Source organism: Pseudomonas sp. FG13 (assembly GCF_057809755.1).
Genome location: NZ_JBMDKO010000032.1, coordinates 17,497 through 43,479, shown reverse-complemented (window position 1 = coordinate 43,479; position 25,983 = coordinate 17,497). Strand labels below are relative to the sequence as shown.

Here is a 25,983-nt window from a genome sequence, read left to right as displayed (position 1 = left end):
CCATGAATGCATTTCAACCCGATACCCTGATCAGGAACCCTCACGCCTGCCAAGTCGAAACCTCAGTGGAGGTGACGGCGGACGCGGCAAAGGTCTGGGAACTGGTGGGCGATTTTGGCGGTTTCAATCGTTTCATCCCGGCGCTCGAGCGCATCGAAATGACCGGAGAGGGGGTGAGATCCCTGCGCAAGAAGTTCTTTGTCGACGGGCAGAACCTGGTGGTGGAACAGCTCAACAGCCGTGACGACCAGGCCATGCACATGACCTGGACACTGATCTACAACACCCTGGGCATCGACAACCTGTGGGCCGCCATGCGCGTCGAGCCAATGGCGAACAACCGCTGCCGCGCCACCTGGACCATCATCGCCGACCACACCGAAGCCCATTCGCCGTCGGGGTTCAGGGATTTCCTGCAAGGCTTTGCCGACGAGGCCATGGGGAATGTGCGGAAGATGTTCGCCTAGGTAATGCCACTGTGGGAGCGAGCCTGCTCGCGATAGCGCTGGGTCAGCTAGCGATGATGTCGACTGTGCCGCCGTCATCGCGAGCAGGCTCGCTCCCACACTGGTTCCTGACTAACCGCAATATACGAACCCACCCCCCGCTCCCACAGGACTGGGTCAGATCTTGAAGCTGTCCACCAACTGCTTCAGTCGATTGGCCTGTTGGGACAAGGCATCGCAGTCCTTCAGGGTTTCATTGAGGTTGGCCACGCTTTGCTGGTTCAGCAGGTTGATATGGCTGACGTCCATGTTGAGGGTTTCCACCACGGCGGTCTGTTCTTCGGTCGCGGCGGCCACCGACTGGTTCATGCCATCGATTTCACCGATACGCTGCGTCACGCTGACCAGCCGCAGACCGGCCTGGTTGGCAACTTCCACACTCTCTTCGCTGGAAACCTGGCTGGCGTTCATCGTCGTGACCGCTTCACGGGAGCCGACCTGAAGCGAGGTGATCATCTTGTGGATTTCTTCCGCCGATTCCTGGGTACGGTGCGCCAGGTTGCGTACTTCATCGGCCACCACCGCAAAACCACGCCCCGCCTCACCGGCACGGGCCGCTTCGATGGCGGCGTTCAAGGCCAGCAGGTTGGTTTGCTGGGAAATGCCCTTGATCACGTCCAGGATGTGCCCGATGTTGTCGGTGCTGGCGTTCAGGGTTTCGATCTGGGTGCACGAAAGGCTGATTTTCTGCGACAGCTCGGTCATGGCCTGAATGGTTTTTTCCACCACCTGACGACCGTCATCGGCCTGTTCGCTGGCACCACTGGCCTGTTGCGAGGCGTCGGCGGCATTGCGGGCGATTTCCTGGGTCGCAGCGCCCAACTGGTTGATAGCCGCCGCCACGCTGTTGGTGCGGGCGCTCTGTTCATCCGAACCGACGAGCGAAGCGTTGGACGACGTCATCACGCGCTGCGACAGGTCGTGCACCTGGCGGGTGGCGGAAGACACTTCGGAAATCGAGGCGTGGATCCGCTCAACGAACTGGTTGAACGAGCCCCCCAATACCGCGAACTCGTCCTTGCCTTGTACGGCCAGACGCCGGGTCAGGTCGCCTTCGCCCTGGGCAATGTCGTGCATGGCACGGCCCATGGTGGTCAACGGACGCATCAGTACCTGAATCAGCAGGCTCAGCAGCAACGCGATGGCCGCGACCGCGACGAACATTGCAATCAGCGCTGAGGTACGGAACTGGCTCAGCGGCGCATAGGCCTTGGCCTTGTCGATCGACAGGCCAATGTACCACTCGGCGCCCGGCAGGCCGGTCACCGGGGTGAACGACAGAATACGATCCTGCCCGTTCAACTCAACGTCCTGGATACCTTTGCCAATGCGCACAGGCGTGCCTGGATAGATGTCCTTGAGGTTCTTCATTACCTGGTCCTTGTCCGGGCTGACGATCACCTGACCGTCACCGCTGACCAGGAAGGCATGGCCGATGCCACCGAAGTCCACCGAGTTGATGATTTTCACCAGGGTATCGAGGCTCAGGTCGCCGCCCACCACACCCAGCAATTCGCCGCTTTTCTTCACCGGCAGGGCAATGGTCACCACCAGCCCGCCGACGGCGGCCGAATAAGGCGGAGTCAGCATGGTTTTATCGGCGGTCACCGCCTGTTTGTACCAAGGGCGCTGGCGCGGGTCGTAGCCGTCGGGCATTTTTGCGTCGGGGCGCTGGGTGAAGACACCGTTGGCCTGGCCCACGTAGGTGAACTGGAAATTCGATGTCAGCGCCGGCTGGTCCACCAGCCCCGCCAGATCGGCGGTAGCCCCCTGGTGTGCGATGTTCTGCGCCAGGTTTTCCAGTACCAGGATGCGACCGCTCATCCAGTTCTGGACGCTGCTGGCCGTCAGGTCACCAGATTGTTCGATAGAGGACTCAAGGCTGCGGCCGATGGTGTTGCGCTGCAAATAATCGTTGTAGAGGGTGAACAGGGCAAAAGCCAGAACTACCACACCAGAGGCGGCTAGAAGGATTTTATGGCTGAATTTCAAATTCATCGAAGAGGCTTCTTATGCAGGGAGTGGGGGTGCATTCCGGTTGCAACGTTCACATGCCAGCGCGGGCAGGACTTGTGGTCTGCTCCACTTTGGTGCACGCATATCAGTCTTTCGGCAAGCCCCGGGAAAAAATTAGGTTTTTTTGGGATGGCCCGACGAGAGGATGAGCGTAGTCGTTATGCACCCGCTCGCCAGGGCTGCTGCATGGCCAACGGGCGCGACCTCAGTGGCAAAGGGAATTGCTCCCTCGCCACGGACTATGGGTCTATCGACGACGTGTGAAAAAAGCCTCCTCAACCCTGAACAGCACTCACCGCTTCCTGCCTCGGTTTATCCTCGCCTACAAACCGGTTCGCCCGGCCAAAGGTGCCGAAGTCATTGAACCGCACACCCATCTCGCGCATCACCTTATGTGCCACCGGCACCGTCAGCTGACGGACGTAGAACGGCTCCTTCACCGCAAAATGATGGATCCCGTGGCTGCTGCCGAAGTTGAAGCAGAACGCCTGCAACGGCCATAGCCACCACGGGTTGAGCACCTGGGTTTGCTGGATGACATTGCCAGGTTCGACGTCGCCGTAGTAATGCATGTTGGAACTGATGAAGTGCAGGCAAAAGGTGCGCAACACGTTTGGACCGATGATCACCACCGCCGCGATATCGATCACGTGCATCATCGCCAGGGTGTCCGCCGACCAGTCAATCGATGCACCCAACAGGCTCGCGACGCCATTGGCCCCATGGAAACCGAGAAACACGTACCAGGCCCCCCAGTGCAGCAGTGCCAGCGGGAAATACACCTTCAGCGTGCGTTTGAGGATGTTGCGCTTGTGCGCCCAGGTCCTGGCCCGCAGCAGACGGATGAGGGCCGACATCACGTTGTCACCGACCATCAGCAACCGCGCCAGCCCCCACGGCTCGCCGTTGGTGATGGCCCGTTCTTCCAGGTCGGCCTCGGTGCCGGACATCTTGTGGTGATTGAGGTGCAGGTGACGGCGGATCCACGGGTTGATAGTGCTCGGCCGCGCCAGCCACACCAATCCCATCATCAGATTGTGGGGCAGGCGTTGCTTGCGAAAATACATGCTGTGGATCAGGTCGTGCTCCAATTCGTGGGTCAACGAGGCGAAAAAAGCGTTGAGCAGCAGGCACGCCCAGCCAGCCAGATGGCCGTTGATGTAAAGCAGTGCCGATCCGATCATCCCCGCCAGGGCGAACGCCAGAATGCCCGCCCCCAAGGCATCCTGATGGAGCAGGATCGGGTAGCGTCGGCGCAACTCTTCGCCATGGGCCAATACCACCTGGCGAATATGGGCGGATCGTTGTTGTGCATTCAATCGCTCGGGACTTGCGCTACGGCCATGCATGGCTTAAATCCTCTGTTAAAGATGTGCTCATCCTGACGAGCCTTGCGCCGCCGGGTGGTAGCCGTAGACGCCAACCTGTTGACCGCAAGCGCCAATCGCCATGACTGAACCGACCACCCTCGCCAGCTGGACCCGCGCCCTGCGCAAACAGCTCGATGCGTTGGGCCTGGATGGCCATGCCCTGTGCCTCGAAGCCGGGCTTGACCCACAGCTGATGGACGATCCGAACGCTCGCTACCCGCTTTCAGCCACCACCCGCTTATGGGCCCTGGCAGTGCAAACCAGCGGTGATCCGGCCATCGGCCTGCGGGTATCGCGCTTCGTCAGCCCCACGACGTTTCACGCCTTGGGTTACGCCCTGGTGGCCAGCGGCAGCCTGCGGGAAGTGTTCGAGCGCATCGTGCGCTATCACCCGGTGGTCAGCGACGCGCTGACGCTGCAACTGAGGCGCTGCGAGGACCGTTACCGCTTTACCCTTGATTTGCCCCAGGGCCACCCCGTGCCCGCTTTCGAAGCCATCGACGCGTTCGCCTCGATTTACGTGCGCACCTGCCGTAACCGCCTGGGTCGCGACTACGCACCGTTGGCGGTGTACCTGCGACGCCCTGAGCCGGCGGACCCTGCGCCGTGGCATAAAGCGTTCCGTTCGCCGGTGCATTTCGCCGCCGAACAGGATTGTCTGGAGTTCAGCCTCGCCGACTTCGACAGCCACCTGGACGATGCCAACCCGGAACTGGCCGAACACAATGAAACGGTGCTCAAGCGCACCCTCGCCCACCTCCAGCCGTTGACCTGGGAGCGCAAGGTGCGTGCAGCCATCGAGGCCCAATTACCCGAAGGTGAACCCAGCGCCGAACGCATCGCCCAAGCCATGCACCTGAGCCTGCGCAGCCTGCAACGGCACCTGGCCGACGAAGGCTGCCGCTTCGATGCGCTGCTCAACGAGTGCCGGGAAAACCTGGCGCTGCTGCACCTGCGCGACCCCCAATGCTCGTTGAGCGAAGTCGGCTACCTGCTGGGCTTTGCCGACGCCAGCAGCTTCAGCCGCGCATTCAAGCGCTGGACCGGGATGACGCCCGGGCAGTTTCGGGAGGGGCTGCGCTAGCAGGGCTGGCCTCATCGCGAGCAGGCTCGCTCCCACAGGGATGCACGGCCAACACAGACCCAATGTGGGAGCGAGCCTGCTCGCGAAAGCGATGGATCAGTCGATACCGCACTCAGGCCTGGGTCATCTCCCGCAAACGCCCCATATCAAGGATCTCGATCTCGCCATAACCGAGGTGCAGGATGCCTTGGGCCTGCAAGTCCTTGAGGATCTGGTTGGTGGTCTGACGTGACAGCGAGAGCATCAGCGCCAGTTGTTCCTGGGACAGTTGCAGGACCTGTCGCGCCGATTCGATTTCGCCGTAGCCTTCGGCGATCAGCAGCAAGCGATGGGCAACGCGGGCCGGGGCAGGCATCAAGCTCAGTTGTTCGAGGTTGATGAAAGCCAGGCGCAGTTTGTGGCTCATCAGCAGCGCGAGATGCCGCCAGTACGCCGGGTGCTGTTCCAGGAAGGCCAATAACGTCGCCTGGGGCAAATGCAGCAGCGTGCATTGCCCGACGATGACCGCGTCATGGGTACGCGGCTGGCCGTCGAACAGGCAGATTTCACCAAACCAGTGAGGCGCCTCCACCACGCTCAGCAACGCTTCCTTGCCTTGCTCGTTCACCGAACCGACCCGCACCGCGCCTTCCAGCACCGCGTACAGGCCACACGGCGGATCGCCGCGCTGGAACAGCCGATGCCCTGGCGACAGACGACGTTCCCGTGACATGCCCAGCAAACTATTCTGTAATTCAACGGGCAGGTGGCTGTACCAGTGGCCGGCCATTAGGTGCGAGTGCCAGGGGTGCGAATTCATGAAAACTCCGGGAAGTGTCGGCTAACTGACAGAACACCTTATGAGACCTGGGCATCATGCAGGCATCACCTCAGGAGGAACAACAATGAAAAGCCTCGTCGATCATCTCAGTCAATACGCCGCCTATCACCGCGACCCGCGCAACATTGCCAGCCATTTCATTGGCATTCCGCTGATCTTCGTCGCGGTCGCCGTGCTGTTGTCACGACCGGGCTGGCCAATGGGCGCGCTGCTGCTGTCACCGGCGTTGCTGGTCGCGGCGGCCAGCGCCTGGTTCTACCTGCGACTGGAGTTGCGCCTGGGTGTGCTGATGACGGTTCTGCTGGGCCTGGCCGTGTGGCTGGGGCAGGTATTGGCCGCGCAAGGCACAGCGGTGTGGCTAAGCAGCGGCCTGGGGATGTTTGTGGTGGGCTGGGCGATTCAGTTTGTCGGTCACCATTACGAAGGTCGCAAACCGGCATTCGTCGATGACCTGACCGGGTTGATCGTCGGGCCGTTGTTCGTGGTGGTCGAGGCAGGATTCCTACTGGGACTTCGTGGTGAACTGAAGCAGGCCATTGAGGAACGCGTCGGCCCGGTGGCCTTGCGCAACCAGCGCTCGGCCGCCTGATCACCAACGACAAGGCTGTCCGGGCAAACCCTGTGGGAGCGAGCCTGCTCGCGATAGCGGTGGGTCAGTCAACACACTATTGACTGACAGGGCGCAATCGCGAGCAGGGCTCGCTCCCACAAGTGCCAGACCTTAGCGGTCAAGCGTTACAGCGCACCGAACTCGACCCGGATGGTGAGCGCGCCGGTGTTATCGCTCAAGCCAGCCCCGTATTTCCCGGTCAGGTCATCATTGATGCACAGTTGCAGCTCCCCTTGCTGGTTGCCCGGCACTTGCGCCAGATCCCCCACCAGGAACGGCGTGCCACTGTCTCCCACGCGACCAACCAAGGCACCTTCGGCAGCACCGGGCAAGGCATAGCTGCTGTAGTCGATGTGCCTCGAACCACCCTTCCCATCGACATTGCCGCCCTGCGGGCTGGCACACCATAGCCCGCTGACGTAGCGAACCAGGCGCGGCACCAAACCGTTGACCTGCACACCGGTGCCCTGCCAGGCGACGTTGGATTGGACCTTCATCGTCACCGCCCTCAGGTCGTTGGCCACGGTATCCCCGGCCTGGAACGACAACGCCGCGATGGTCAGGCTCGGATTCGAGGTCCCGCTGCTGGGGAAAACACCATCGCCCACCAGGAACAGGTTCTTGTGATCCCAACTGCGCTGGTCCTTGTCGACCACCGATTTGGCCGGGTCACTGCCCATGCGATAGGTGCCCATCAAGTGACCGGCACCCTGGAAGCTCATAGATTCGTTCCCGTAAGTGAATGTCCCCGGCGTAAGAGGCTTGGTCAGCTCTACGGCACCGAGCAGGTCCTTGATAATGTGAGTAGCCAGCCGTTTTGCCTCCAGGAACCCCTTTTGGGTGTACTTGGACAATTCATAGTGGATTTCCGGCCGGGGAATACCGAGGCGGTCCTTGTACTCGGTCGACGGCACGATGTAGCACTTGGCGTTATCGGGATCATCTTCCACCTGCTCCACCAGGAACGCGATGCGGAACTGCCGGATGAAAATGTCGTTGAGTTTTTGCACCAGCGCTGTTCCATAAAGCGCTTCGGTAGGGGCTTTGGGGTCCTGATTCGACGACAGCGGGTTGACGCGGTTGTTGTTCGTGCCGTCGATGAAGTCGGCCACCGTGTCGTAAGGATCGTTGGCCGGCCAGTTCCAGCCCTCGTTGCCGATTTCAATGCGCCACGCCGCTCGTTGGCTGCGGAAGGCACCGTCGCGCAAGCTCTCGATACCCGCGGTGGACAGGGGTCCGCGGTACGGAAAAATCGCCTTGCCTTCAGGCATCAGGCCCCACGCCAGGTAGATCGGGTGATCGGCCAGGCTGCGTCCCACCTGACCGCTGCTGTTGGCTACGCCCTTGGGCCAAGCGGGCGTGGCGGAGTTGAGCAACAGCTTGGGGGTTTCGATGGCATGGGCGGCGATCACATAACGTTGGCCGAGGGCCACGCCAGTGCCGGTGACCGGTCCGTCACCCAACTGATACTGCATGAACTCCACACCGCTGACATTGTTGTCCGCGCCCACGGTCACTTTGCTCGCCACGGTTCGGTACAGCACCTTGACCTTGCCGGTAGCCAGGGCCTTGGTCATCGTCACGGTGGCGTCGTACTTGGCCTGGATCGGACAGATCGGAGTGCAATTGGTATTGCCGGCACACACCCGGCGCCCCGCATAGGGTTGGGAGTTACGCCCAGCGGGTGTCGGACTGACCACCAACGGCAAGCCATCGAAGGTCTGCCCCGTCACCGCCGTGACAAAACTGCCATCGACCAGCGACAACGGAATGCTGTGCATCGGGAAGGCGTAGCCTTCGGGGAAGGTGATGCCCAGGTACGCCTGGTCGGCGACGTTGGCCGAGACGCCGATTTCCGCCTCGGCCCGGCAGTAGGCGCTTTGCAGATCGTCGTAGCCAATGGGCCAGTCCACTCCAACGTTGTACAAGGATTTCAGGCGAAAATCGTTCGGCACCATGCGCAGGCTCGTTCCGACCCAGTGCCAGGTGGTCCCGCCGCCCACTCGCTCATAGGTGCTGGTGAAAGGCATCGGGCCTTTCTGCACCAGATAACTGACTTTTGGATTGTCCCAGCCCAGGATCAGGTCGGCGATGGTCGCACGCGGGGCGTTTTGCCCGGCCGGGTCACGGGGCGGGTCCAGGCTGGTGACCGGTGGATAGGGCGATTCCGGGGTTTTCAGCGTGGTCGTGTAGAACCGCTCCAGGTATTGAGCCCGATTGACCGGGATCTCCGGCCCCGACTCGAGTACCAGTACCTCCACCCCGGCCATGGCCAGTTGATAGGCAACGATGCTACCGGCCAGTCCAGCGCCAACGATCACCACTTCGGCTTGTTCAGTACTCATGACCGGTCTCCTTGTTGTGCATTGGAGGACGCGGTGGCGGGTACGCCGGTCAAGTCCTCAAGGCTCGACGGCTGTTCGTTCCAGTAGCCGAAGAAGGATTCGCTGTAGCCCATGGGGTGAGCCTGGGCGATTTTCCAGGACCAGCCGTTGATGTAGGCCTGATCGGACACCACCGCCGAGTCACCCTTTTTGTAATTCCCCGCGTCATACGGTTGGTACCAGACACCCAGGAACCAGAGCTTCATGATTGAACGCGCCGCCAGCACGGAGTTGGGGGTCGGTTGCGTGGTGACCAGCACCTGCTGGGCGATCTTGTCCGGGGGCACGTTGTCGGCCGCCAACGTGGCGTACTGCGCCAGCAACGGGTTGAGCACATCGGTAGTGATGCGTGGGGTGACGTAATCGAGAAAGAGCGGAGGCAGACCTATCGGGTCGAGCTGTGGCGCCAGGCGCGCGATGGGGATACCGGTCAGGGCCGATGATAGGCCGACGAAATTGTCCAGGTCAGTGCTCATTGTTTGGCTCCTTGTCCGGAAGTGGACTGCGCGCGTTCGAGCAAATAGGTGAAGTCCGCAAAGCTGGTACGCGGAGATTCGGTGACATGAGTGGCGGCGTTGCCATGACAAGCCATGCAACTGGAAGACGCCTGGGGCGTGGTGCCCTGGATGTAGGTTTCCAGCGTGGCATTGGCCAGGAACGGGGGCGCGGGATTGCCCAGCGGGTTGGCCGCCGAAATCTGGCAGTTCGGTGGCGGCGCTGCGCTCGGCCACTGGGTGCTGATCAACTGATAGTTGGCCCAGACGCTCTGCGGGTTGACCGTGCGCAACAGGCCCTGATATTTGGCGTTCAGGGCATTGGTAGGTCCGGTCAGCGGTACTTCGCGCACGATCTGCGAGGGCGTCGCCTTGACGGCCGGGTTCCATGGTCGTGGCGGAGGCTGGTTGATCGCATTGGTGCTGGCGGCGTTGTAGAACAGGTACGGGCCTTTGCGCTGCGCCACCGGTGTGGATTGTTCCGGCACGTTGTTCACATGCTCGAAGGTCGACCAGACCCACTGCGGTGCGCTGGCGGTCTTATGAACGATGTGCAGGCCCACCAGACCGACCGACTGGGACGCGCACGACTCCTCGACAATCGGCCCATGGCTTGGGTCACTGTTGCCCGGCGTATAGACCAGTGCATCGACCGTGTGGAAATCCTGGGGCCGGTCGTTGGCGCCCAGCACCTTCCAGGATGCCTTCACCATCACCGAACCGACCTGGCTCGTGTCGTTGGAGCCACAGCTGAACGCCACGGTATTGGTCTTGTTCGCGGCAAAGAATTTCTGCTGGCCTTCGATGCTATACAGACCGTTGTCGACGATCCCGTTGAACATGGATTGGTTGACCACGATTTCGTTGCGCGTATACACGCCATTCTGATCCACCAGCGGGCCGCTATCGAAGGGCTGGATAAACTCATCCAGCATGTCGGGGACCTTGCCCATCTGCTGCAGCAACCGCCCGGGCTTGAGCTGCTTGCACACTTCGGGAAGCGTCGCCGGCGCATCCCAGGGCAAGGGTGCCTGGCCCTTGGCGCGGAAAATCTGGTAGCTCTCTTTCCAGCTTTCCCAGACCGTGGCCCCGTCCTGCTGGCCGATGGTGGTACCGGTATTGGGATTGCCGTTGTCCAGCGCCGGCCAGTTCAGGGCGATGAAGGTCTGCCACGACAGGTCATCGAAATTACCTTGCAGGCTGGACAGGGAGACAGGCTGGGTGGCCGTGACATCGAAGGGTATTTGCGGCGACAACGAGGGGTCGGCGCTGGCGAACGGGCACAGCAAAACGCTCAACAAGGCACAGCCCAGCGGGCCATGCCGACTGACTTCCATTCTCATGCTTGATCTCCTTGGCATCAGGGCGCCAGGAAATCACTCCGGTCCGTCATGGACTCTCACTGCCTCCTGGCACGTCAGAGTCTAGGTAGGGTTTTATGCAAGAAGAGCGGTGGACGTAGAACCAATCGAAGCAAGGCCGGACGGCGTTATTCGAATTCAAAGAGCGGTGTCATGGTGGAAGCCATCGCGAGCAGGCTCGCTCCCATAAGGGATTTCAGGGAGACCACGGTCCCTGTGGGAGCGAGCCTGCTCGCGATGCTTTTGATCCTAGAGGTTGGCGACCTTCTGCCAGACCTTCGGCTTGAAGAACAGCGTCTCGCCCTTCGCCAGTCCCACCAGGCTGTCGTGGTCCTTCACCACTTCGGCTTCGATCAGTTCACTCTGGCCTTCCACCTTCAAGGTCACCCGGGTCGTGGCGCCCAGCGGGCGGATGTCCCGCACTTCGGCGGCGTGGTGGTCTTCCAGCTCCGAACGCGACAGCGAGACTTCATGGGGACGGAACAGCACATGCCGGTCTTCACCCAGGTGCAGGCGGTTCGAGTCGCCCAGGAAGTGATACACGAAATCACTGGCCGGGTTTTCATACACATCGCCTGGCGAGCCGATCTGCTCGATCACACCCTTGTTCATCACCACGATGCGGTCGGCGACTTCCATCGCCTCTTCCTGGTCGTGTGTCACGAACACCGAGGTCAGGTTGATGTCCTCGTGCAGCCGCGCCAGCCAGCGGCGCAGTTCCTTGCGGACCTTGGCATCGAGGGCGCCGAACGGTTCGTCCAGCAGCAACACCTTGGGTTCTACCGCCAATGCGCGGGCCAGGGCGATACGCTGGCGCTGGCCGCCGGAGAGTTGCTCGGGGTAGCGGTCGGCAAGCCAGTCCAGTTGCACCATATTCAGCAGCTCGTGAACCTTGGTCGCAATCTGGCTCTCGCTCGGGCGCTGGCCCTTGGGTTTCATGCGCAGGCCGAAGGCGACGTTGTCGAACACGGTCATGTGGCGGAACAAGGCATAGTGCTGGAACACGAAGCCGACGTTGCGATCGCGCACGTCGTGGCCGGACACGTCCTCGCCGTGGAACACGATGCTGCCCTGATCCGGGGTTTCGAGGCCGGCGATGATCCGCAGCAGCGTGGTCTTGCCGCAACCCGACGGGCCCAGCAGCGCCACCAGCTCACCGCTCTGGATGTCCAGGCTGATGTCGTCCAGTGCCCTGAACGCGTTGAAATTCTTGCTGACGTTACGAACTTCGATCGACATGACTTATTCCTCCGCGGCGCTGGCGCGCAGGCGGTTGATTCGGTTTTCGCTCCACTGCTTGAGCAGCAGGATGAAGAGCGCCAGGATCAGCAACAGGCTCGCCACGGCGAACGCGGCCACGTGGTTGTATTCGTTGTAGAGAATCTCGACGTGCAGCGGCAGGGTGTTGGTCACCCCGCGAATGTGTCCGGACACCACCGACACCGCGCCGAACTCACCCATGGCCCGGGCGGTGCACAGCACCACGCCATAGATCAGCCCCCATTTGATGTTCGGCACGGTGACATGCCAGAACATCTGCCAGCCATTGGCTCCCAGCAGGCGCGCGGCTTCTTCTTCCTGGGTTCCCTGTTCCTGCATCAGCGGGATCAGCTCACGGGCCACGAACGGCACCGTGACGAAAATCGTCGCCAGCACGATGCCCGGCAGCGCAAACACGATCTGGATATCGTGGTCCGCCAGCCACGGCCCGAACAGGCCCTGGGCACCGAACATCAGCACGTAGACCAGGCCCGCGATCACCGGCGAGACCGAGAACGGCAGGTCGATCAGGGTCACCAGCATGCTCTTGCCACGGAACGAATACTTGCTCACGCACCACGCGGCACTGACCCCGAACACCAGGTTCAGCGGCACCGAAATCAGCACCGCGATCACCGTGAGCTTCAGCGCCGACAGCGCGTCGGGTTCGAAGATCGCGGTAAAGAACGCGCCCAGGCCGAGCTTCAGGCCCTGGGACACCACGATGAACAGCGGCAACAGCAGGAACAAGGCAAAGAACAGCCAGCCGAAGCCGATCAGGATCCGTCGCGATGTCGCGCTGCCGCGGCGGGCGGCGTTGGTGGAGGCCGCGGAAATAGACGATTGGGACATGTTCGCGCCTCCTTATGGGGTTTCGATGCGCCGCTGCAGCAAGTTGATCAGCAGCAACAGGACGAAGGAAACCACCAGCATCAGCACGCCGATGGAGGTGGCGCCGGTGTAGTCGTATTGGTCGAGCTTGACCATGATCAACAGCGGCAGGATCTCGGTTTTCATCGGCATGTTGCCGGCGATGAAAATCACCGAACCGTACTCGCCCACGCCCCGGGCAAACGCCAGGGCGAAACCGGTCAGCCAGGCCGGCAACAACGCCGGCATCAGGATATGGCGAAACACCTGCCACGGCTTGGCACCGAGGCAGGCGGCGGCCTCTTCGACCTCACGAGGGATATCCGCCAGCACCGGCTGCACCGTGCGCACCACGAACGGCAGCGTCACGAAGGTCAGTGCCAGGGTAATCCCCAGCGGGGTATAGGCGATCTTGAACCCCAGGTCGGTGGCGAACTGGCCCACCAGGCCGGTCGGTGCATACAAGGCCGTCAAGGCGATACCGGCCACGGCGGTGGGCAGGGCGAAGGGCAGGTCGATCATCGCGTCGATGATCTTGCGGCCAGGAAAGGTATACCGTACCAGCACCCAGGCCAGCAGCGTGCCGATCACGCCATTGATGATCGCGGCGCACAGCGCGGTGCCGAAGCTGAGCTTCAAGGCAGCCAACACCCGCGGAGCCGAAATGATCGTCCAGAACTGGTCCCAGGTGAGTTGGGCGGCATGCACGAACATCGCCGCCAGCGGTATGAGCACAATCAGACTGAGGTACACCAGGGTGTAGCCCAGCGTCAGCCCGAAGCCGGGTATGACGGGGGAGATGCGACGCGACATAAAAGTCCTTGGTTGAAAACACACTGTGGGAGCAAAACTGGGTGGGAGCAAGGCTTGCCCGCGATGGGGGCGACTCGGTTTCTAAAGGACCGCATCGCCTTCATCGCGGGCAAGCCTTACTCCCACAAAATCCCCTTGCCACAGATTCAATGTCCGGTTTTTCAGATCAGCCCAGCTTACTGCGCCTGATAGATCTGGTCGAACACACCACCATCGTTGAAGAATTTCGGTTGGGCGGTTTTCCAGCCGCCGAAGTCCTTGTCGATGGTCACCAGCTCCAGTTTCGGGAACTGCCGGGCGTACTTGGCGGCCACGTCCTTGTCCCGCGGACGGTAGAAGTTCTTCGCGGCGATTTCCTGTCCGGCCGGGCTGTACAGATGCTTGAGATAGGCTTCGGCGATCTGCAGGTTGCCTTTTTTCTCGGCATTCTTGTCCACCACCGACACCGGTGGTTCAGCAAGGATCGACAACGACGGCACGACGATATCGAATTTGTCGGCTCCACCTTCTTCTTTCAGCGCCAGGAAGGCTTCGTTTTCCCAGGCCAGCAACACGTCGCCCTGACCGTTGTTGACGAAGGTAATGGTCGAACCACGGGCGCCGGTGTCGAGGATCGGCACGTGCTTGAACAGCGCCTGCACGTATTCCTTGGCCTTGGCCTCGTCCCCCCCATTGGCCTTGAGGCCATAGGCCCAGGCCGCGAGGAAGTTCCAGCGCGCACCGCCGGAAGTCTTCGGATTCGGGGTGATAACCGAGACGTCATTCTTGATCAGGTCACCCCAGTCCTTGATGCCCTTGGGGTTGCCCTTGCGTACCAGGAACACGATGGTGGAGGTATAAGGGGTGCTGGCGTCCGGCAGGCGCTGTTGCCAATCAACCGGCAGGGTTTTACCCAACTTGGCGATTTCATCGATGTCGCCGGCCAAGGCCAGGGTCACGACGTCGGCGCGCAACCCATCGATCACCGCCCGGCCTTGCTTGCCAGAACCACCATGGGATTGCTGGATCTTCACGCTGTCGTCCGGGTGCGCCTGCTTCCAGAAACTGACGAATTCGGCGTTGTAATCCTGGTACAGCTCGCGGGTCGGGTCATAGGACACATTGAGCAGTTCGTAATCCTTCGCGACGGCGGAACCTGCGAAAACAGCGCTGGCCAGAGCGGCCAAGGCATAACGGCGAATCGACGACATGGTGAAAGCTCCTGGAGTGCTGATTTCTTATGGTTTCTGGCAGATCGGATGGTCTCGAGAATTCCCCACAGCCAAACTGTTTCAGCCTGGCTTATGGCTCGGCTGCTGCAGACGGAATTTTTCCTTGCGTTCGATCTGGACCACCTGCGCGTTGTGCACAGTGATTTCCACCGCGCCAAAGCGCAGGTCGCGCAATGCGCTCTGGATCTCACGCAAGATGGTTGCTTCGTCCTGGCCGTCAACGCTACGTAGGGATGCGCTCATGCTGCTGCTCCTTGAATGAATGCCCGGCAGTGGGCGGCACTGCTTGGGGCGTGGAGCAATACTAGATAAGCCGAGATATTCTTAAAAAGACTATTTAAGAATTTTTATATAACCAAAAACATCACCAGCAAACCCTGTGGGAGCGAGCCTGCTCGCGATGGCGGCGTGTCAGTCAGACACCTATGTTGCTGATCTGGCGCCATCGCGAGCAGGCTCGCTCCCACAGGTTTTTTGTCTGTCAGGTGATCGCCGGAGCCCGCTCCCAATCCAGCTGCTGCGCCGGCATCGGTCGTCCGAACCAATAACCCTGTCCCATCCCACAGCCCTGCTCCAGCAGGAATCCTGCCTGCTCGCGCTGTTCGATGCCTTCGGCATGCACCTGCATACCCATGCTACGGGCCAGGGCGATGATCACCCGGACAATTGCCGCGTCGTCTTCATCACACGGCAACCCCGCGACAAAGCCCTGGTCGATCTTGAGCTTCTGCACTGGCAGGCGTTTGAGCCGCAACAACGATGAGTAACCGGTGCCGAAGTCATCAATCGCCAACCGCACACCCAGTTCCCGCAACCGATGCATCTGCTCCAACGCCACTTCCGGGTCTTCCATCACCGCGCTTTCGGTCACCTCCAACTCCAGGAACGCCGGATCCAGACCGGTTTCATGGAGCACCCGTGAAACCTGCTCGTACAACTCACGATGGGCGAACAATCGGCTGGAAACGTTCACCGCGACGAACGTCAACGCAATCCCGGCCTGCTGCCACTGGCACATCTGTCGGCAGGCCTGGGCCAGGACCCAACCATCGATCTGGGCGATCAGCCCGGTGCGCTCGGCGACGGGGATGAATTCGGCCGGCGAGATCAAACCACGTACAGGATGTTCCCAGCGCACCAGCGCTTCGACCCCGATCAGGCGACTGGACGTCAGGTCGTGCACCGGCTGGTAGTGCACCCGTAGCTCCTGCTGGGCGAGGGCACGACGCAATTCGGAGGCTATCTCGACCCGTTGTTGAGCGTGGGCGGTCAGTTCTTCGGTGTACAAGGCGTAACCGTCACGTCCGGCGCTCTTGGCCTTGAACAGGGCCGAGTCGGCGTTACGTAGTAATTGCCCAGCGCTGAGGGCGTCGCCCGGAAACAGGCTGATGCCGATGCTGGCGTTGATGAACAGGGCATGACCATCAAGCCGCAATGGCTCTTTCAACGTGTCGAGAATACGTTGGGCCAGGACCGCTGCCTGCCCCGGCTGCGAGCAGTTCTCCACCAGCACGGCAAATTCATCGCCGCCCAGGCGAGCCAGGGTCACTCCCGGCACGAAGAGTGCCTGGAACCGCTCGGCCACGCTTTTGAGCAACTCGTCGCCCACCGCGTGTCCGAGGCTGTCATTGATGTTCTTGAAGTGGTCCAGGTCCACCAGCAGCAGGGCGCAACCGCGCTTGTGCAGTTGCGCCGAGGCCAGGGCCTGTTCCGCGCGGTCGGAAAACAGCATGCGGTTGGGCAGGCCGGTCAGCGGATCGTGGTGAGCCAGGTGCGCCAGTTCGTGTTCCGAATCCTTGATTGCACTGATGTCGGAGAACACTGCAACGTACTGGCTGACTTGGCCGTTATCGTCGATAAGCGCGCGAATCGTTTGCCATTGCGGGAAGATCTCACCGCTTTTGCGTCGATTCCAGATTTCACCGCTCCATTCCCCCCGCCCGTCCAGGGAGGCAAACATGTCGCGGTAGAAATCCGCCCCGTGGCGGCCGGATTTGAACAGGTTGGGACGCCGGCCCAGCACCTCGTCCCGGTCATAACCGGTGATCGCCATGAAGGCCCGGTTCACGTGCACGATCAGGCCACTGCGATCAGTCACCAGTACCCCTTCGCGGGTGCAGTCGAAAACAGCGGCGGCCTGGCGCAGACGTTCGCGATCGGCCGTGTGCCCGCCTTCGCCGAGCGACTGGCACATGCGCGCCCGCGCGAAGAAGATCAACCCGGCGCTGATCAATATCCAGACATAACCGTTGATCAGTTGCCAGTTCTGCCTGACGGGGGATTGATCGAAGAAATTGCTTAATAAATAACCAACCAGCTGCAGCCAGGCGACTGACAGCACGAGATAAAACAGCGCTTCTCGCATGGCAATGCGGTGATGGGCAGTCATTCGGTCGTCCATGTCCTTATAAATAGGCCGGGATTATAGAGGAAGAAACATCCTGCCACTCTTATCTGAAAGGCCGACTGGTTTTATCTGTAGGGCTGGTGATAATGCAACGGCTGTTTCTATCTTTATCGAGGGCCCTACAGCCTATGTGGTACGAAGGTTTTCTTGGCTTGTCACCCTGGTCACTGGTGGCGGTCACCCTGCTGATGACCCATGTCACGATCATCAGCGTCACGGTCTACCTGCACCGTTACTCGGCTCACCGCTCCCTGGAGCTCAATGCCGGCCTCAAACATTTCTTCCGCTTCTGGCTGTGGCTGACCACAGGGCAGAACACCCGCGAGTGGACCGCCATCCATCGCAAGCACCACGCCAAATGCGAAACTGTCGACGATCCCCACAGCCCGGTCGTCAAAGGCCTGTCCACCGTACTGCGCAAAGGCGCCGAGCTGTACCGCGCCGAAGCGGAAAACCCGGAAACCCTGCGCATCTACGGCAAGAACTGTCCCGAAGACTGGATCGAACGCAACCTCTACAGCCGCTACCCGCTCCTGGGCGTGGCGATCATGGGCGTGATCGACCTGCTGCTGTTCGGCACCATTGGCATCACCATCTGGGCCATCCAGATGATGTGGATTCCGGTCTGGGCGGCCGGCGTGGTCAACGGCCTGGGCCATGCCGTGGGCTATCGCAACTTCGAATGCCGCGACGCGGCGACCAACCTGGTGCCCTGGGGCATCCTGATCGGTGGCGAAGAGCTGCACAACAACCACCACACCTACCCCAATTCGGCCAAGCTGTCGGTACGCAAATGGGAATTCGATCTGGGCTGGGCCTGGATCCAGGTGTTCCGCTTCCTGCGCCTGGCCAAGGTCCAGCGGGTCGCGCCGATTGCCCATCGGATCGAAGGCAAGGGCCACCTGGACATGGACACCGCTATCGCGATCCTCAACAACCGGTTCCAGATCATGGCCCAGTACCGCAAGCTGGTGATCGCCCCGCTGGTCAAGCAGGAACTGGAAAAGGTCGATCATTCCGTTCGCCACCAATTCCATCGGGCCAAGCGCCTGCTGTCGCGGGAAACCAGCCTGCTGGACGACCGTCACCATCTGCGCATCCAGAACATGCTGGAACACAGCCAGGCGTTGAAGGTGATCTACGAAAAACGCCTGGCCCTGCAGCAGATCTGGGTCAAGACCAGCAGCAACGGCCACGACATGCTGGCGGCCATCAAGGAATGGGTCCACGACGCCGAGATCAGCGGTATCCAATCCTTGCGGGACTTTGCCGATCAGCTCAAGACCTACTCGTTGCGGCCTGCTACGGCTTGATAACCAAGCCCCGCCACCCGGCGGGGTTTTCTTTCCTGCACGATCCCACAGATTTGGCTGCCGAAACCCCGCCCCTTCGTCGCCTGAAAAGGAACTTCGTCTCGAATCCCCTATCTCAAGAGCACTTCGCCATCCAGGCGGGCTTTGGAGCAAGCGCGTGCGAACCTTCAACAGTGCACGCTCTTTGAGATTTGTGCCAATGGTCGACAAGAACCTGCAGGATTCAACCCAACCTCATTGGCCTGAAGCGGCCCAGACGCTCATGGCGCTGATGCACGCCCAAGGCGAAGTGGCGCGCCTGAGCGAGCGTGAACAGCTCTTCAGTTCGTTACTGGTCAGCGTCAACGCGGTGCTCTGGGCGTTCAACTGGGAAACCCGGCAACTGCTCTACGTCAGCCCCGCCTACGAACGGATTTTTGGCCGGCCCGTCGGCCTGGTACTGGCCGACTTCAACGAATGGCGTGACGCAATCTACCCCGATGACCTGGACTATGCCGAGCGCAGCCTGGCCGAAGTGCTGGTCAAGGGTGCCGTGGAGGATCGCGAGTACCGCATCATCGCCGCCGATGGCCAGATCCGCTGGCTGAGCGACAAATGCTTCATCAACCGCCAGGCCGAATCGGGGCAGCCGGTAATCGTGGTGGGCATCGCCGAAGACATCACCGAAAAGAAGCTGCTGGAAAGCGAGCTGCAGCGACTGGCGACCACCGACGTGCTGACCCAGAGCAGCAACCGCCGCCACTTCTTCGAATGCGCCCACCGCGAATTCGAGCAGGCACGACTGCAAGGGACGCCCATGGCGTTCCTGTTGCTGGACATCGATGATTTCAAGGTGATCAACGACACCTACGGTCATCAGGAAGGCGACAGCGTGCTGCAGAAAATCGCCGAAAGCGGGCGGACCGTGCTCCGGCGAGGCGACCTGTTCGGACGGATCGGCGGCGAAGAGTTCGCCGCCGTATTCCCCGGCTGTGCCCCGGACATGGCCATGCAAGTGGCCGAGCGCCTGCAACGGGAAATCCAGCGCCTGACCTTCCGCAGTGGGGAGCAGGGTTTCGGTATCACCGTCAGCCAGGGTCTGACCAGCATCACCGACGAAGACCAGACCCTCGACAGCCTGTTCTCGCGCGCTGACGCCGCCATGTACGAAGCCAAGCGCCAGGGCAAGAATCGGATCATCGTCGCCTGACCGACGTCCTATACAATTCCCTGTGGGAGCGAGCCTGCTCGCGAAGCGGTCTGACAGTCACTGCATCGTTGAATGCAAGACCGCTTTCGCGAGCAGGCTCGCTCCCACAGGGTTGAATCGACGTTCTTACTTCCTGCGCAAACGCATCAACTCCGGCAAGCCAATCTTCAGCAAACGCGCCGTGCGTCCACGGGCCAGCTCTTCGAGGCCTTCATGCTCGGTCAGGTGGGCCATTTGCGCCGCCATGTTCATCACCAGGGCCTCGCGGGAGTAGACCCCGCCGCCGAGGCTATAGACCGCCGCAATCAACTCCCGCAGTTCCAGTGGCAAGCGCCAGCGGGTACGCAACGCCGAGCCGAAACCGGCACCGTACTGCGCCAGGGAGTTCCCCACTTCCTCCGGCTCATCCAGTTCGCCATCGGCCCGCTTCCATTCCTCCAGACAGCGCAACACCGCCAGTTCACCCAGGCGATGCAGCAACCCGGCGCAATAACAGCGCTCTTGATCCAGATCCAGCAAGCGAGCCATCGTCCGGGCGTATTCGGCGGTGTGCAGCGACAACAGCCAATAACGCTCGGCATAGTCCGCCAGGCAGGGATCGTTGAGTCGGGCACAGCGCTTGAGGGTCAATCCGAGAATCAGGTTCATGCTCTGCCCGGTGCCGAGCTGGTGCAGCGCCTGGGCCACGGTTTGCACCGGACCGCCGCCCTGATGCTGGGCGGCGCTGTTGGCCGCGGCGATCAGCACGGCGGTAATCTGCGGGTCGGTGCGAATTTCCTCTTCCAGTAATTTCAGGTCCAGGCCGCTGGGGTTGAGGCTGCGTTTGACCGCCACTTGCACATCGGTCATCAGCGGCGCGCCTTCGGACTGCTCGCGCCGACGCTCAAGATACGTCGCCAGGGTCTGGGCGGGGCCAGGTGTCGGCGCATCGCTGGCGACGTCTTCAGAGCCACTCAACAGCAAGCCTTGCAGACGCTGGGTCAGGCTTTCCCGGTTCAAGGGTTTGGTCAGATAAGCGGCCGGCGCCAGTGGCAATACCTCTCGTACACTGGCGCTGTCATTGCGCCGGCTCATCAGGATGAATGGCAATGGCGGGGTGCGCTGTTGATGGCGAAGGCCCCGCAGGATACTCAAGCCATCGACACCCGGCAGCTCCCAGTCGGCGATCACCAGGTCGTAAGGATGATGCGCCAGCAATTCCAGCGCCTGCTTGCCCTCACTGCACATGTCCACCCGCGCATCGCAGCGCAAGCCCGACAACACCTGTTCCAGCAGCTCACGGGATGCCGGGTCGGCCTCGGCGATCAATACGCGGGGTACAGCGGGTAAGTCCACAGCAGTCATGCGGCATCGCTCCCTTGCAATACCTGCACCTTAGACAATGACCGTCGTTCCAGACAGCTTGAACTTTGAGATTAGGTGCCCGGACATGAAAAAACCCGCTAAAAGCGGGTTTTTTGTGGATCAGTGCACAGCTGGCTGCATCAGAGTTCGGAGAAGCACTCTTCGATGATTGCCAGGCCCTTGTCCAGTTGCTCGTCTGGCGAGGTCAACGGCACCAGGACACGCAGGACGTTGCCGTAAGTACCGCAGGACAACAGGATCAGACCCTTGTCGCGGGCCTTGGCTACGATCTGGGCCACGGCAGCGGCGTTCGGCTTATGGGAATCACCGTTTTCGAACAGCTCCACGGCAATCATCGCGCCCAGGGCGCGGACTTCACCGATTACCGGGTATTTCTTCTGGATGGCCTTGAGGCCGCTGACCAGGCGTTCGCCCACCGCCTTGCAGCGCTCCAGCAGGTGTTCTTCTTCGAACACCTCCATCACCGCCAGCGCCGCCGCGCAGGCGATCGGGCTACCCGCATAGGTGCCGCCCAGGCCACCCGGGGCGATGGCGTCCATGTACTCGGCCTTGCCGCAGACACCGGCCAGCGGGAAACCGCCAGCGATGGATTTGGCGAAGGTGGTCAGGTCGGCAGCGACGCCCATCTGTTCCATGGCGAAGAAAGTACCGGTACGACCTGCGCCGGTCTGCACTTCGTCGGCGATCAGCAGAATGCCGTGCTGGTCGCACAGGGCGCGCAGGCGCTTCATGAACTCCTTAGGCGCCACATAGAAACCACCCTCGCCCTGCACCGGCTCGATGATGATTGCAGCGATGTCACGCGGCTCGGCGTCGTTCTTGAAGATGCGCTCGATGCTGGCGATGGAATCGTCGATGCTCACGCCGTGCAATTCGTTCGGATACAGCGCACGGAAGATACCGCCTGGCATCAGGCCCATGCCAGCCGAATACGGCACGACCTTGCCGGTCAGGCCCAGGGTCATCATGGTGCGACCGTGGTAAGCGCCAGTGAAGGCGATCACACCGGCACGGCCAGTGGCGGCACGGGCGATCTTCACGGCGTTTTCCACCGCTTCGGAACCGGTGGTTACCAGCAGGGTTTTCTTGGCGAAGTCGCCTGGCACCTTGGCGTTGATTTTTTCGCACAGTTCCACGTACGGCTCGTAGGCCAGGACCTGGAAGCAGGTGTGGGTCAGCTTGTTCAACTGCTCGGTCACGGCGGCGATGATTTTCGGGTGCACGTGGCCGGTGTTCAGCACGGCGATACCGCCGGCGAAGTCGATGAATTCACGGCCTTCGACGTCGGTTACCGTGGCGTTCTTCGCCGATTCAGCGAAGATCGGGTGGATCTGGCCGACGCCACGTGGAACGGCAGCGGTACGGCGGGCCATCAGATCAGCGTTAGTCTTGCTCATTAAAGTCCTCATTCGCCGCTCATCGGTCGGCGTGGTTCAAGGATTACACGGCGGAAATTCAACGGTGGCAGCATGCGATGATCGACTGCCACGGCGTTCCCGGCCGCAGAAAAAAGTGCAGTTTTGAAACGGCGCAAAGGACAGCGCTCTCGTGCCCTTTGCGCTTGCAGCAGGATCAGATACCCAGGCAGAGGTATTTGATTTCCAGGTAGTCCTCGATGCCGTACTTGGAGCCTTCACGGCCCAGGCCCGAGGCCTTGATGCCGCCGAACGGCGCGACTTCGTTGGAAATCAAGCCAGTGTTGACGCCAACCATGCCGTATTCCAGGGCTTCAGCCACGCGGAACACACGGCCCAGGTCACGGGCATAGAAGTACGAGGCCAGGCCGAACTCGGTGTCGTTGGACATCGCGATCACTTCGGCTTCGTCTTTGAAGCGGAACAGCGGCGCCAGTGGTCCGAAGGTCTCTTCCTTGGCTACCGCAGCGGTTTTCGGGACGTTGGTCAGGATGGTCGGCTCGAAGAAGTTGCCTTGCATCGGTTTGCCACCGGCCAGCACGGTCGCGCCTTTGCCGACGGCATCGGCGATGTGCTCCTGGACCTTGGCAACGGCTTTCTCGTCGATCAACGGGCCGGTGGTGGTGCCGTCTTCCAGACCGTTGCCGATCTTGAGTTTGGCGACCGCGGCCTTGAGTTTTTCCGCGAACGCGTCGTACACCGAATCCTGGATGTACAGACGGTTGGCACAGACGCAGGTCTGGCCGTTGTTGCGGTACTTGGAAATGATCGCGCCTTCGACGGCCTTATCCAGGTCCGCGTCGTCGAACACGATGAACGGCGCGTTGCCGCCCAGTTCCAGGGAGACTTTCTTGATGTCCTTGGCACATTCGGCCATCAGTTGACGACCGATCTCGGTCGAACCGGTGAAGGACAGCTTGCGCACGATCGGGTTGCTGGTCAGCTCGCCGCCGATATCGCCGGCGCTGCCGGTGACCACGCTCAGCACGCCTTGCGGGATGCCGGCACGGTGCGCCAGTTCCACCAGGGCCAGGGCCGAGAACGGGGTTTGCGAGGCCGGCTTGATGACCATGGTGCAACCGGCGGCCAGGGCTGGACCGGCCTTGCGGGTGATCATCGCGGCCGGGAAATTCCACGGAGTAATGGCGGCTGTCACGCCGATCGGCTGCTTGATCACGATCAGGCGCTTGTCGGGCTGGTGGCCGGGAATCACGTCACCGTAGATGCGCTTGGCTTCTTCGGCGAACCACTCGATGAACGACGCGGCATAGACGATCTCGCCCTTGGCTTCTGCCAGCGGCTTGCCCTGCTCCAGGGTCATCAGGCGACCGAGGTCGTCCTGGTTTTCGATCAGCAATTCATACCAGCGGCGCAGCTTGTTGGCGCGCTCCTTGGCGGTCAGCGCACGCCAGGCCGGCAGGGCCTTGTCGGCGGCTTCGATCGCACGACGGGTTTCGGCAGCGCCCATTTTCGGCACGGTACCCAACACTTCGCCCGTGGCCGGGTTGGTGACCTTGATCGTCTGACCATTGTCCGCATCGACCCAAGCGCCATCGATGAAGGCTTGCTGGCGGAACAACTGGGTGTCTTTAAGCTGCATGTCGGCTTTCCTTAACAGCACCGCGCGCACGCGGAGCGAATTAGAGTTGTAGAAAGGCGCCTTATGGGCTGCCGTCAGGGAAATCATTCACCGGGCTGAAGCACAGAAATAACGCACAACAAGCATAGACGTGCGGTTCAGCACCCAGACAAGAGCGTTTGAAATCTCAAACGAATCCTAGGGCCGATGGGGGTGAAGGACAATAGGCTGTTCGAAAAAAAGAACGAAAAAGACGAAATTGACCGTTTTTTCTGATCAGCGTAGCCAACACATGCCTCAGAGCCGGAAAACAACGGCAAATCAGCAGCATGGACGCCCGCCATGCATATGAGTATCATGGCGCCGCGTTGCACCAGTAGCTCAGCTGGATAGAGTACTGCCCTCCGAAGGCAGGGGTCGTGGGTTCGAATCCCGCCTGGTGCACCATACAGATGATCAAAAGCCCCAAGTCGCGAGACTTGGGGCTTTTTTGTGGGCGTTGGTTCACTCAACGCTTGCGCAACGCCTCCAGCCGCGCCGGCAAGTCTTCCTTGGGAAACCGCTTGTGCAGAGCAAGCAACTTCTCATCCGCCGCCTTGGTCTCCCCCGCCTGGCGCAACCGCAGGATTTCCAGCAATCCCTGCTCCAGCGAAGGGGCGGCGGCGGGCACGGGCTTGCTCTTTTTCGCCATGGGCTCATCCGCCTGAATTTGCACAGGCTGCTCCGGTTCCCGGCTCAGTTCGCCCAGGGGCGCCATGCGCGCCATCGGCGCCGAGGCAGCAGGGGCTGCCGGCGCGGGGGCAACAGCAAGCTCCTGCCGGGCCGCGGAATAATCCAGCGCTGCCGGTGCAGCCAGTTCGTCCTTCGGGACCGGCGAACGCAGCACCAGGCCGATCATCAGCGCCACGCCCGCCACCGTGGCGAACGCCATTTGCCAGCGCGGCCGTTGGCAGGCCTGCAACCAGCGGCTCCACAGGCTTGGCTTGGGCGCCGGCGCTTCGCGGCGGGCGGTGGCCAGGATGAAGGCGTCCAGGGAGGCAGGTGGCTCGCCGCTGGCGTGTTGGCGGAAATGCTCGATCAGCGCTTCGTCAGCGGGATCCGGGGTCTGTCGGGAGTCAATCATGCGGGTACCTCCTCGGCCAGCAGCCGGTGCAACTTCTGCTGGGCGTAACGCAAACGGCTCTTCACTGTTTCCAGCGGGACGCCGGTCAGGGCGGCGATCTGTGGCAGCTCCAGGTCGCCGTGCAGGCGCAGCAGGAAGACTTCTCGCTGGTCTTCCGGCAAGGCTTGCAACGCGGCCTCCAGACGGCCCTGATCGCGGCTCAGGCTCAACTGCTGCTCCGGGCTGTTGGAGTCGTCGGACTGGACGTGAAGCTGTTCGTCATAGCTGTCATGCAACGGATTGTGAACACCGTGCCGGCGCCAGTGATCGATCAAGCGATTGCGGGCGATCTGGAACAGCCAGGTGCGAAAACTCGCCCGTCCTTGTGGCTGGGTGCTGCTGCGGATCAGGCTGAGCCAGGTGTCCTGAAAGATTTCCTCGGCCAGCTCGGCCTTGTTGCTCAAGGACACGAGGAAACGGTAAAGCCCCTGCCGATGCCGCGCATACAGGCTTTCAAAGCTGGCGCCATCGCCATTGCGGTAGCGGGCCAGCAGCGCTTCGTCGCTGACAGAGTCAATCGGGGTGGGCATTTGGGCAGCGGACTCCTTCCAATAGAAATGCGATCCTGCAAACAACACCGATCCACTGTGGGAGCCGGGCTTGCTCTAACGCCGGTCAGTTAAGGATCAAACGGCGCAACACCTGTGGGAGCAAAGCTTGTTCGCGATAACGATGGCCCCGTCAACATTGCTGCTGACTGACTTACCGCAATCGCGGGCAAGCCTTGCTCCCACAAGCCCGGCTCCCACATTTT

The 25,983-nt window shown here is 61.3% G+C and carries 22 protein-coding genes and 1 tRNA gene; 6 read left to right on the top strand and 17 right to left on the bottom strand.

Translation table 11 applies throughout. The features are described 5' to 3' along the window. Window positions 1-2: 2 nt before the first annotated feature. A complete protein-coding gene (locus ACODTO_RS21625; RefSeq protein ID WP_139650309.1) occupies window positions 3-467 on the top strand; it encodes an SRPBCC family protein in 465 nt (154 codons plus the stop codon). 156 nt (window positions 468-623) lie between these two features. Here the strand turns inward: ACODTO_RS21625 and ACODTO_RS21620 are convergent, their stop codons facing one another. After that, the gene (locus tag ACODTO_RS21620) at window positions 624-2,504 is read right to left on the bottom strand and encodes a methyl-accepting chemotaxis protein (RefSeq protein WP_139650307.1); all 1,881 of its coding nucleotides are present in this window, start codon (window positions 2,502-2,504) and stop codon (window positions 624-626) included. Between the two features lie 293 nt (window positions 2,505-2,797). Further along, window positions 2,798-3,871 (bottom strand): fatty acid desaturase, encoded by a 1,074-nt coding sequence (locus ACODTO_RS21615; RefSeq protein ID WP_489107027.1) that lies wholly within the window; start codon window positions 3,869-3,871, stop codon window positions 2,798-2,800. Between the two features lie 100 nt (window positions 3,872-3,971). Between ACODTO_RS21615 and ACODTO_RS21610 the strand changes: the two genes are divergently transcribed. After that, a complete protein-coding gene (locus ACODTO_RS21610; protein ID WP_139650303.1) occupies window positions 3,972-4,976 on the top strand; it encodes an AraC family transcriptional regulator in 1,005 nt (334 codons plus the stop codon). 112 nt (window positions 4,977-5,088) lie between these two features. Here the strand turns inward: ACODTO_RS21610 and ACODTO_RS21605 are convergent, their stop codons facing one another. Further along, a complete protein-coding gene (locus ACODTO_RS21605; protein WP_489107026.1) occupies window positions 5,089-5,775 on the bottom strand; it encodes a Crp/Fnr family transcriptional regulator in 687 nt (228 codons plus the stop codon). Window positions 5,776-5,860: 85 nt separating this feature from the next. Between ACODTO_RS21605 and ACODTO_RS21600 the strand changes: the two genes are divergently transcribed. Beyond that, a complete protein-coding gene (locus ACODTO_RS21600) occupies window positions 5,861-6,385 on the top strand; it encodes an Mpo1 family 2-hydroxy fatty acid dioxygenase (protein WP_489107025.1) in 525 nt (174 codons plus the stop codon). Between the two features lie 146 nt (window positions 6,386-6,531). Here ACODTO_RS21600 and ACODTO_RS21595 read toward each other — a convergent pair whose 3' ends face one another. The 9 genes from ACODTO_RS21595 to dibA form a co-directional block, all read right to left on the bottom strand. Next, window positions 6,532-8,751 carry a GMC family oxidoreductase gene (locus ACODTO_RS21595; protein ID WP_139650297.1) on the bottom strand — a complete coding sequence of 740 codons (2,220 nt, stop codon included), beginning with the start codon at window positions 8,749-8,751 and terminating at the stop codon, window positions 6,532-6,534. Beyond that, window positions 8,748-9,266, bottom strand: coding sequence for a sorbitol dehydrogenase (locus tag ACODTO_RS21590; RefSeq protein ID WP_175386633.1), 519 nt, complete (start codon window positions 9,264-9,266; stop codon window positions 8,748-8,750). Before ACODTO_RS21590 ends, ACODTO_RS21595 begins: the two co-directional genes overlap by 4 nt. Next, the gene (locus ACODTO_RS21585; protein WP_139650293.1) at window positions 9,263-10,627 is read right to left on the bottom strand and encodes a cytochrome C; all 1,365 of its coding nucleotides are present in this window, start codon (window positions 10,625-10,627) and stop codon (window positions 9,263-9,265) included. The genes ACODTO_RS21590 and ACODTO_RS21585 overlap by 4 nt, the downstream gene beginning before the upstream one ends. Before the next feature lie 267 nt (window positions 10,628-10,894). After that, window positions 10,895-11,884, bottom strand: a complete 990-nt coding sequence (locus ACODTO_RS21580) for a sulfate/molybdate ABC transporter ATP-binding protein (protein WP_139650291.1) — start codon at window positions 11,882-11,884, stop codon at window positions 10,895-10,897. A 3-nt stretch (window positions 11,885-11,887) separates the two neighbouring features. After that, window positions 11,888-12,757, bottom strand: coding sequence for a sulfate ABC transporter permease subunit CysW (gene cysW / locus ACODTO_RS21575; protein WP_139650289.1), 870 nt, complete (start codon window positions 12,755-12,757; stop codon window positions 11,888-11,890). A gap of 12 nt (window positions 12,758-12,769) precedes the next feature. After that, entirely contained in the window at window positions 12,770-13,588 is an 819-nt protein-coding gene (cysT, locus tag ACODTO_RS21570; protein ID WP_175363839.1) for a sulfate ABC transporter permease subunit CysT, read from the bottom strand. A 176-nt stretch (window positions 13,589-13,764) separates the two neighbouring features. Beyond that, complete coding sequence (locus tag ACODTO_RS21565; protein WP_139650285.1) at window positions 13,765-14,778, bottom strand: sulfate ABC transporter substrate-binding protein; 1,014 nt, start codon at window positions 14,776-14,778, stop codon at window positions 13,765-13,767. 81 nt (window positions 14,779-14,859) lie between these two features. Further along, a complete protein-coding gene (oscA, locus tag ACODTO_RS21560) occupies window positions 14,860-15,042 on the bottom strand; it encodes a sulfur starvation response protein OscA (protein ID WP_042732574.1) in 183 nt (60 codons plus the stop codon). Window positions 15,043-15,280: 238 nt separating this feature from the next. Then, on the bottom strand, window positions 15,281-17,188 hold the full coding sequence (dibA, locus tag ACODTO_RS21555) for a phosphodiesterase DibA (RefSeq protein WP_489107024.1): 1,908 nt from the start codon (window positions 17,186-17,188) through the stop codon (window positions 15,281-15,283). 146 nt (window positions 17,189-17,334) lie between these two features. Between dibA and desA the strand changes: the two genes are divergently transcribed. Together desA and ACODTO_RS21545 are read left to right on the top strand one after the other, a co-directional pair. After that, window positions 17,335-18,519 (top strand): delta-9 fatty acid desaturase DesA, encoded by a 1,185-nt coding sequence (gene desA, locus ACODTO_RS21550; protein ID WP_139650281.1) that lies wholly within the window; start codon window positions 17,335-17,337, stop codon window positions 18,517-18,519. A gap of 199 nt (window positions 18,520-18,718) precedes the next feature. Then, window positions 18,719-19,708 carry a GGDEF domain-containing protein gene (locus ACODTO_RS21545; RefSeq protein WP_139650279.1) on the top strand — a complete coding sequence of 330 codons (990 nt, stop codon included), beginning with the start codon at window positions 18,719-18,721 and terminating at the stop codon, window positions 19,706-19,708. 126 nt (window positions 19,709-19,834) lie between these two features. Here ACODTO_RS21545 and ACODTO_RS21540 read toward each other — a convergent pair whose 3' ends face one another. From ACODTO_RS21540 to gabD, 3 genes are all read right to left on the bottom strand, one after another. Further along, window positions 19,835-21,052: an HDOD domain-containing protein gene (locus ACODTO_RS21540; RefSeq protein ID WP_139650277.1), complete on the bottom strand. Its 1,218-nt coding sequence runs from the start codon at window positions 21,050-21,052 to the stop codon at window positions 19,835-19,837. Between the two features lie 140 nt (window positions 21,053-21,192). Further along, entirely contained in the window at window positions 21,193-22,470 is a 1,278-nt protein-coding gene (gene gabT, locus ACODTO_RS21535; RefSeq protein WP_489107023.1) for a 4-aminobutyrate--2-oxoglutarate transaminase, read from the bottom strand. Window positions 22,471-22,645: 175 nt separating this feature from the next. Next, window positions 22,646-24,088 (bottom strand): NADP-dependent succinate-semialdehyde dehydrogenase, encoded by a 1,443-nt coding sequence (gene gabD / locus ACODTO_RS21530; protein ID WP_053190479.1) that lies wholly within the window; start codon window positions 24,086-24,088, stop codon window positions 22,646-22,648. Between the two features lie 349 nt (window positions 24,089-24,437). Between gabD and ACODTO_RS21525 the strand changes: the two genes are divergently transcribed. Then, window positions 24,438-24,514, top strand: a tRNA-Arg gene (locus ACODTO_RS21525). 61 nt (window positions 24,515-24,575) lie between these two features. Here ACODTO_RS21525 and ACODTO_RS21520 read toward each other — a convergent pair. Together ACODTO_RS21520 and ACODTO_RS21515 are read right to left on the bottom strand one after the other, a co-directional pair. After that, on the bottom strand, window positions 24,576-25,190 hold the full coding sequence (locus tag ACODTO_RS21520; RefSeq protein WP_489107022.1) for a hypothetical protein: 615 nt from the start codon (window positions 25,188-25,190) through the stop codon (window positions 24,576-24,578). Continuing rightward, the gene (locus ACODTO_RS21515) at window positions 25,187-25,759 is read right to left on the bottom strand and encodes an RNA polymerase sigma factor (RefSeq protein WP_139650271.1); all 573 of its coding nucleotides are present in this window, start codon (window positions 25,757-25,759) and stop codon (window positions 25,187-25,189) included. Before ACODTO_RS21515 ends, ACODTO_RS21520 begins: the two co-directional genes overlap by 4 nt. Window positions 25,760-25,983 lie beyond the last annotated feature (224 nt).

Bases quoted from the DNA above. Each gene is read 5' to 3' on its own strand.
- dibA (WP_489107024.1), bottom strand. From the start codon at position 17,188: ATGACTGCCCATCACCGCATTGCCATGCGAGAAGCGCTGTTTTATCTC.
- desA (WP_139650281.1), top strand. From the start codon at position 17,335: ATGTGGTACGAAGGTTTTCTTGGCTTGTCACCCTGGTCACTGGTGGCG.
- ACODTO_RS21540 (WP_139650277.1), bottom strand. From the start codon at position 21,052: ATGACTGCTGTGGACTTACCCGCTGTACCCCGCGTATTGATCGCCGAG.
- ACODTO_RS21590 (WP_175386633.1), bottom strand. From the start codon at position 9,266: ATGAGCACTGACCTGGACAATTTCGTCGGCCTATCATCGGCCCTGACC.
- ACODTO_RS21585 (WP_139650293.1), bottom strand. From the start codon at position 10,627: ATGAGAATGGAAGTCAGTCGGCATGGCCCGCTGGGCTGTGCCTTGTTG.
- ACODTO_RS21610 (WP_139650303.1), top strand. From the start codon at position 3,972: ATGACTGAACCGACCACCCTCGCCAGCTGGACCCGCGCCCTGCGCAAA.
- ACODTO_RS21545 (WP_139650279.1), top strand. From the start codon at position 18,719: ATGGTCGACAAGAACCTGCAGGATTCAACCCAACCTCATTGGCCTGAA.
- oscA (WP_042732574.1), bottom strand. From the start codon at position 15,042: ATGAGCGCATCCCTACGTAGCGTTGACGGCCAGGACGAAGCAACCATC.
- ACODTO_RS21580 (WP_139650291.1), bottom strand. From the start codon at position 11,884: ATGTCGATCGAAGTTCGTAACGTCAGCAAGAATTTCAACGCGTTCAGG.
- ACODTO_RS21605 (WP_489107026.1), bottom strand. From the start codon at position 5,775: ATGAATTCGCACCCCTGGCACTCGCACCTAATGGCCGGCCACTGGTAC.
- ACODTO_RS21565 (WP_139650285.1), bottom strand. From the start codon at position 14,778: ATGTCGTCGATTCGCCGTTATGCCTTGGCCGCTCTGGCCAGCGCTGTT.
- ACODTO_RS21600 (WP_489107025.1), top strand. From the start codon at position 5,861: ATGAAAAGCCTCGTCGATCATCTCAGTCAATACGCCGCCTATCACCGC.
- ACODTO_RS21615 (WP_489107027.1), bottom strand. From the start codon at position 3,871: ATGCATGGCCGTAGCGCAAGTCCCGAGCGATTGAATGCACAACAACGA.
- ACODTO_RS21520 (WP_489107022.1), bottom strand. From the start codon at position 25,190: ATGATTGACTCCCGACAGACCCCGGATCCCGCTGACGAAGCGCTGATC.
- gabD (WP_053190479.1), bottom strand. From the start codon at position 24,088: ATGCAGCTTAAAGACACCCAGTTGTTCCGCCAGCAAGCCTTCATCGAT.
- ACODTO_RS21620 (WP_139650307.1), bottom strand. From the start codon at position 2,504: ATGAATTTGAAATTCAGCCATAAAATCCTTCTAGCCGCCTCTGGTGTG.
- cysW (WP_139650289.1), bottom strand. From the start codon at position 12,757: ATGTCCCAATCGTCTATTTCCGCGGCCTCCACCAACGCCGCCCGCCGC.
- cysT (WP_175363839.1), bottom strand. From the start codon at position 13,588: ATGTCGCGTCGCATCTCCCCCGTCATACCCGGCTTCGGGCTGACGCTG.
- ACODTO_RS21515 (WP_139650271.1), bottom strand. From the start codon at position 25,759: ATGCCCACCCCGATTGACTCTGTCAGCGACGAAGCGCTGCTGGCCCGC.
- gabT (WP_489107023.1), bottom strand. From the start codon at position 22,470: ATGAGCAAGACTAACGCTGATCTGATGGCCCGCCGTACCGCTGCCGTT.
- ACODTO_RS21625 (WP_139650309.1), top strand. From the start codon at position 3: ATGAATGCATTTCAACCCGATACCCTGATCAGGAACCCTCACGCCTGC.
- ACODTO_RS21595 (WP_139650297.1), bottom strand. From the start codon at position 8,751: ATGAGTACTGAACAAGCCGAAGTGGTGATCGTTGGCGCTGGACTGGCC.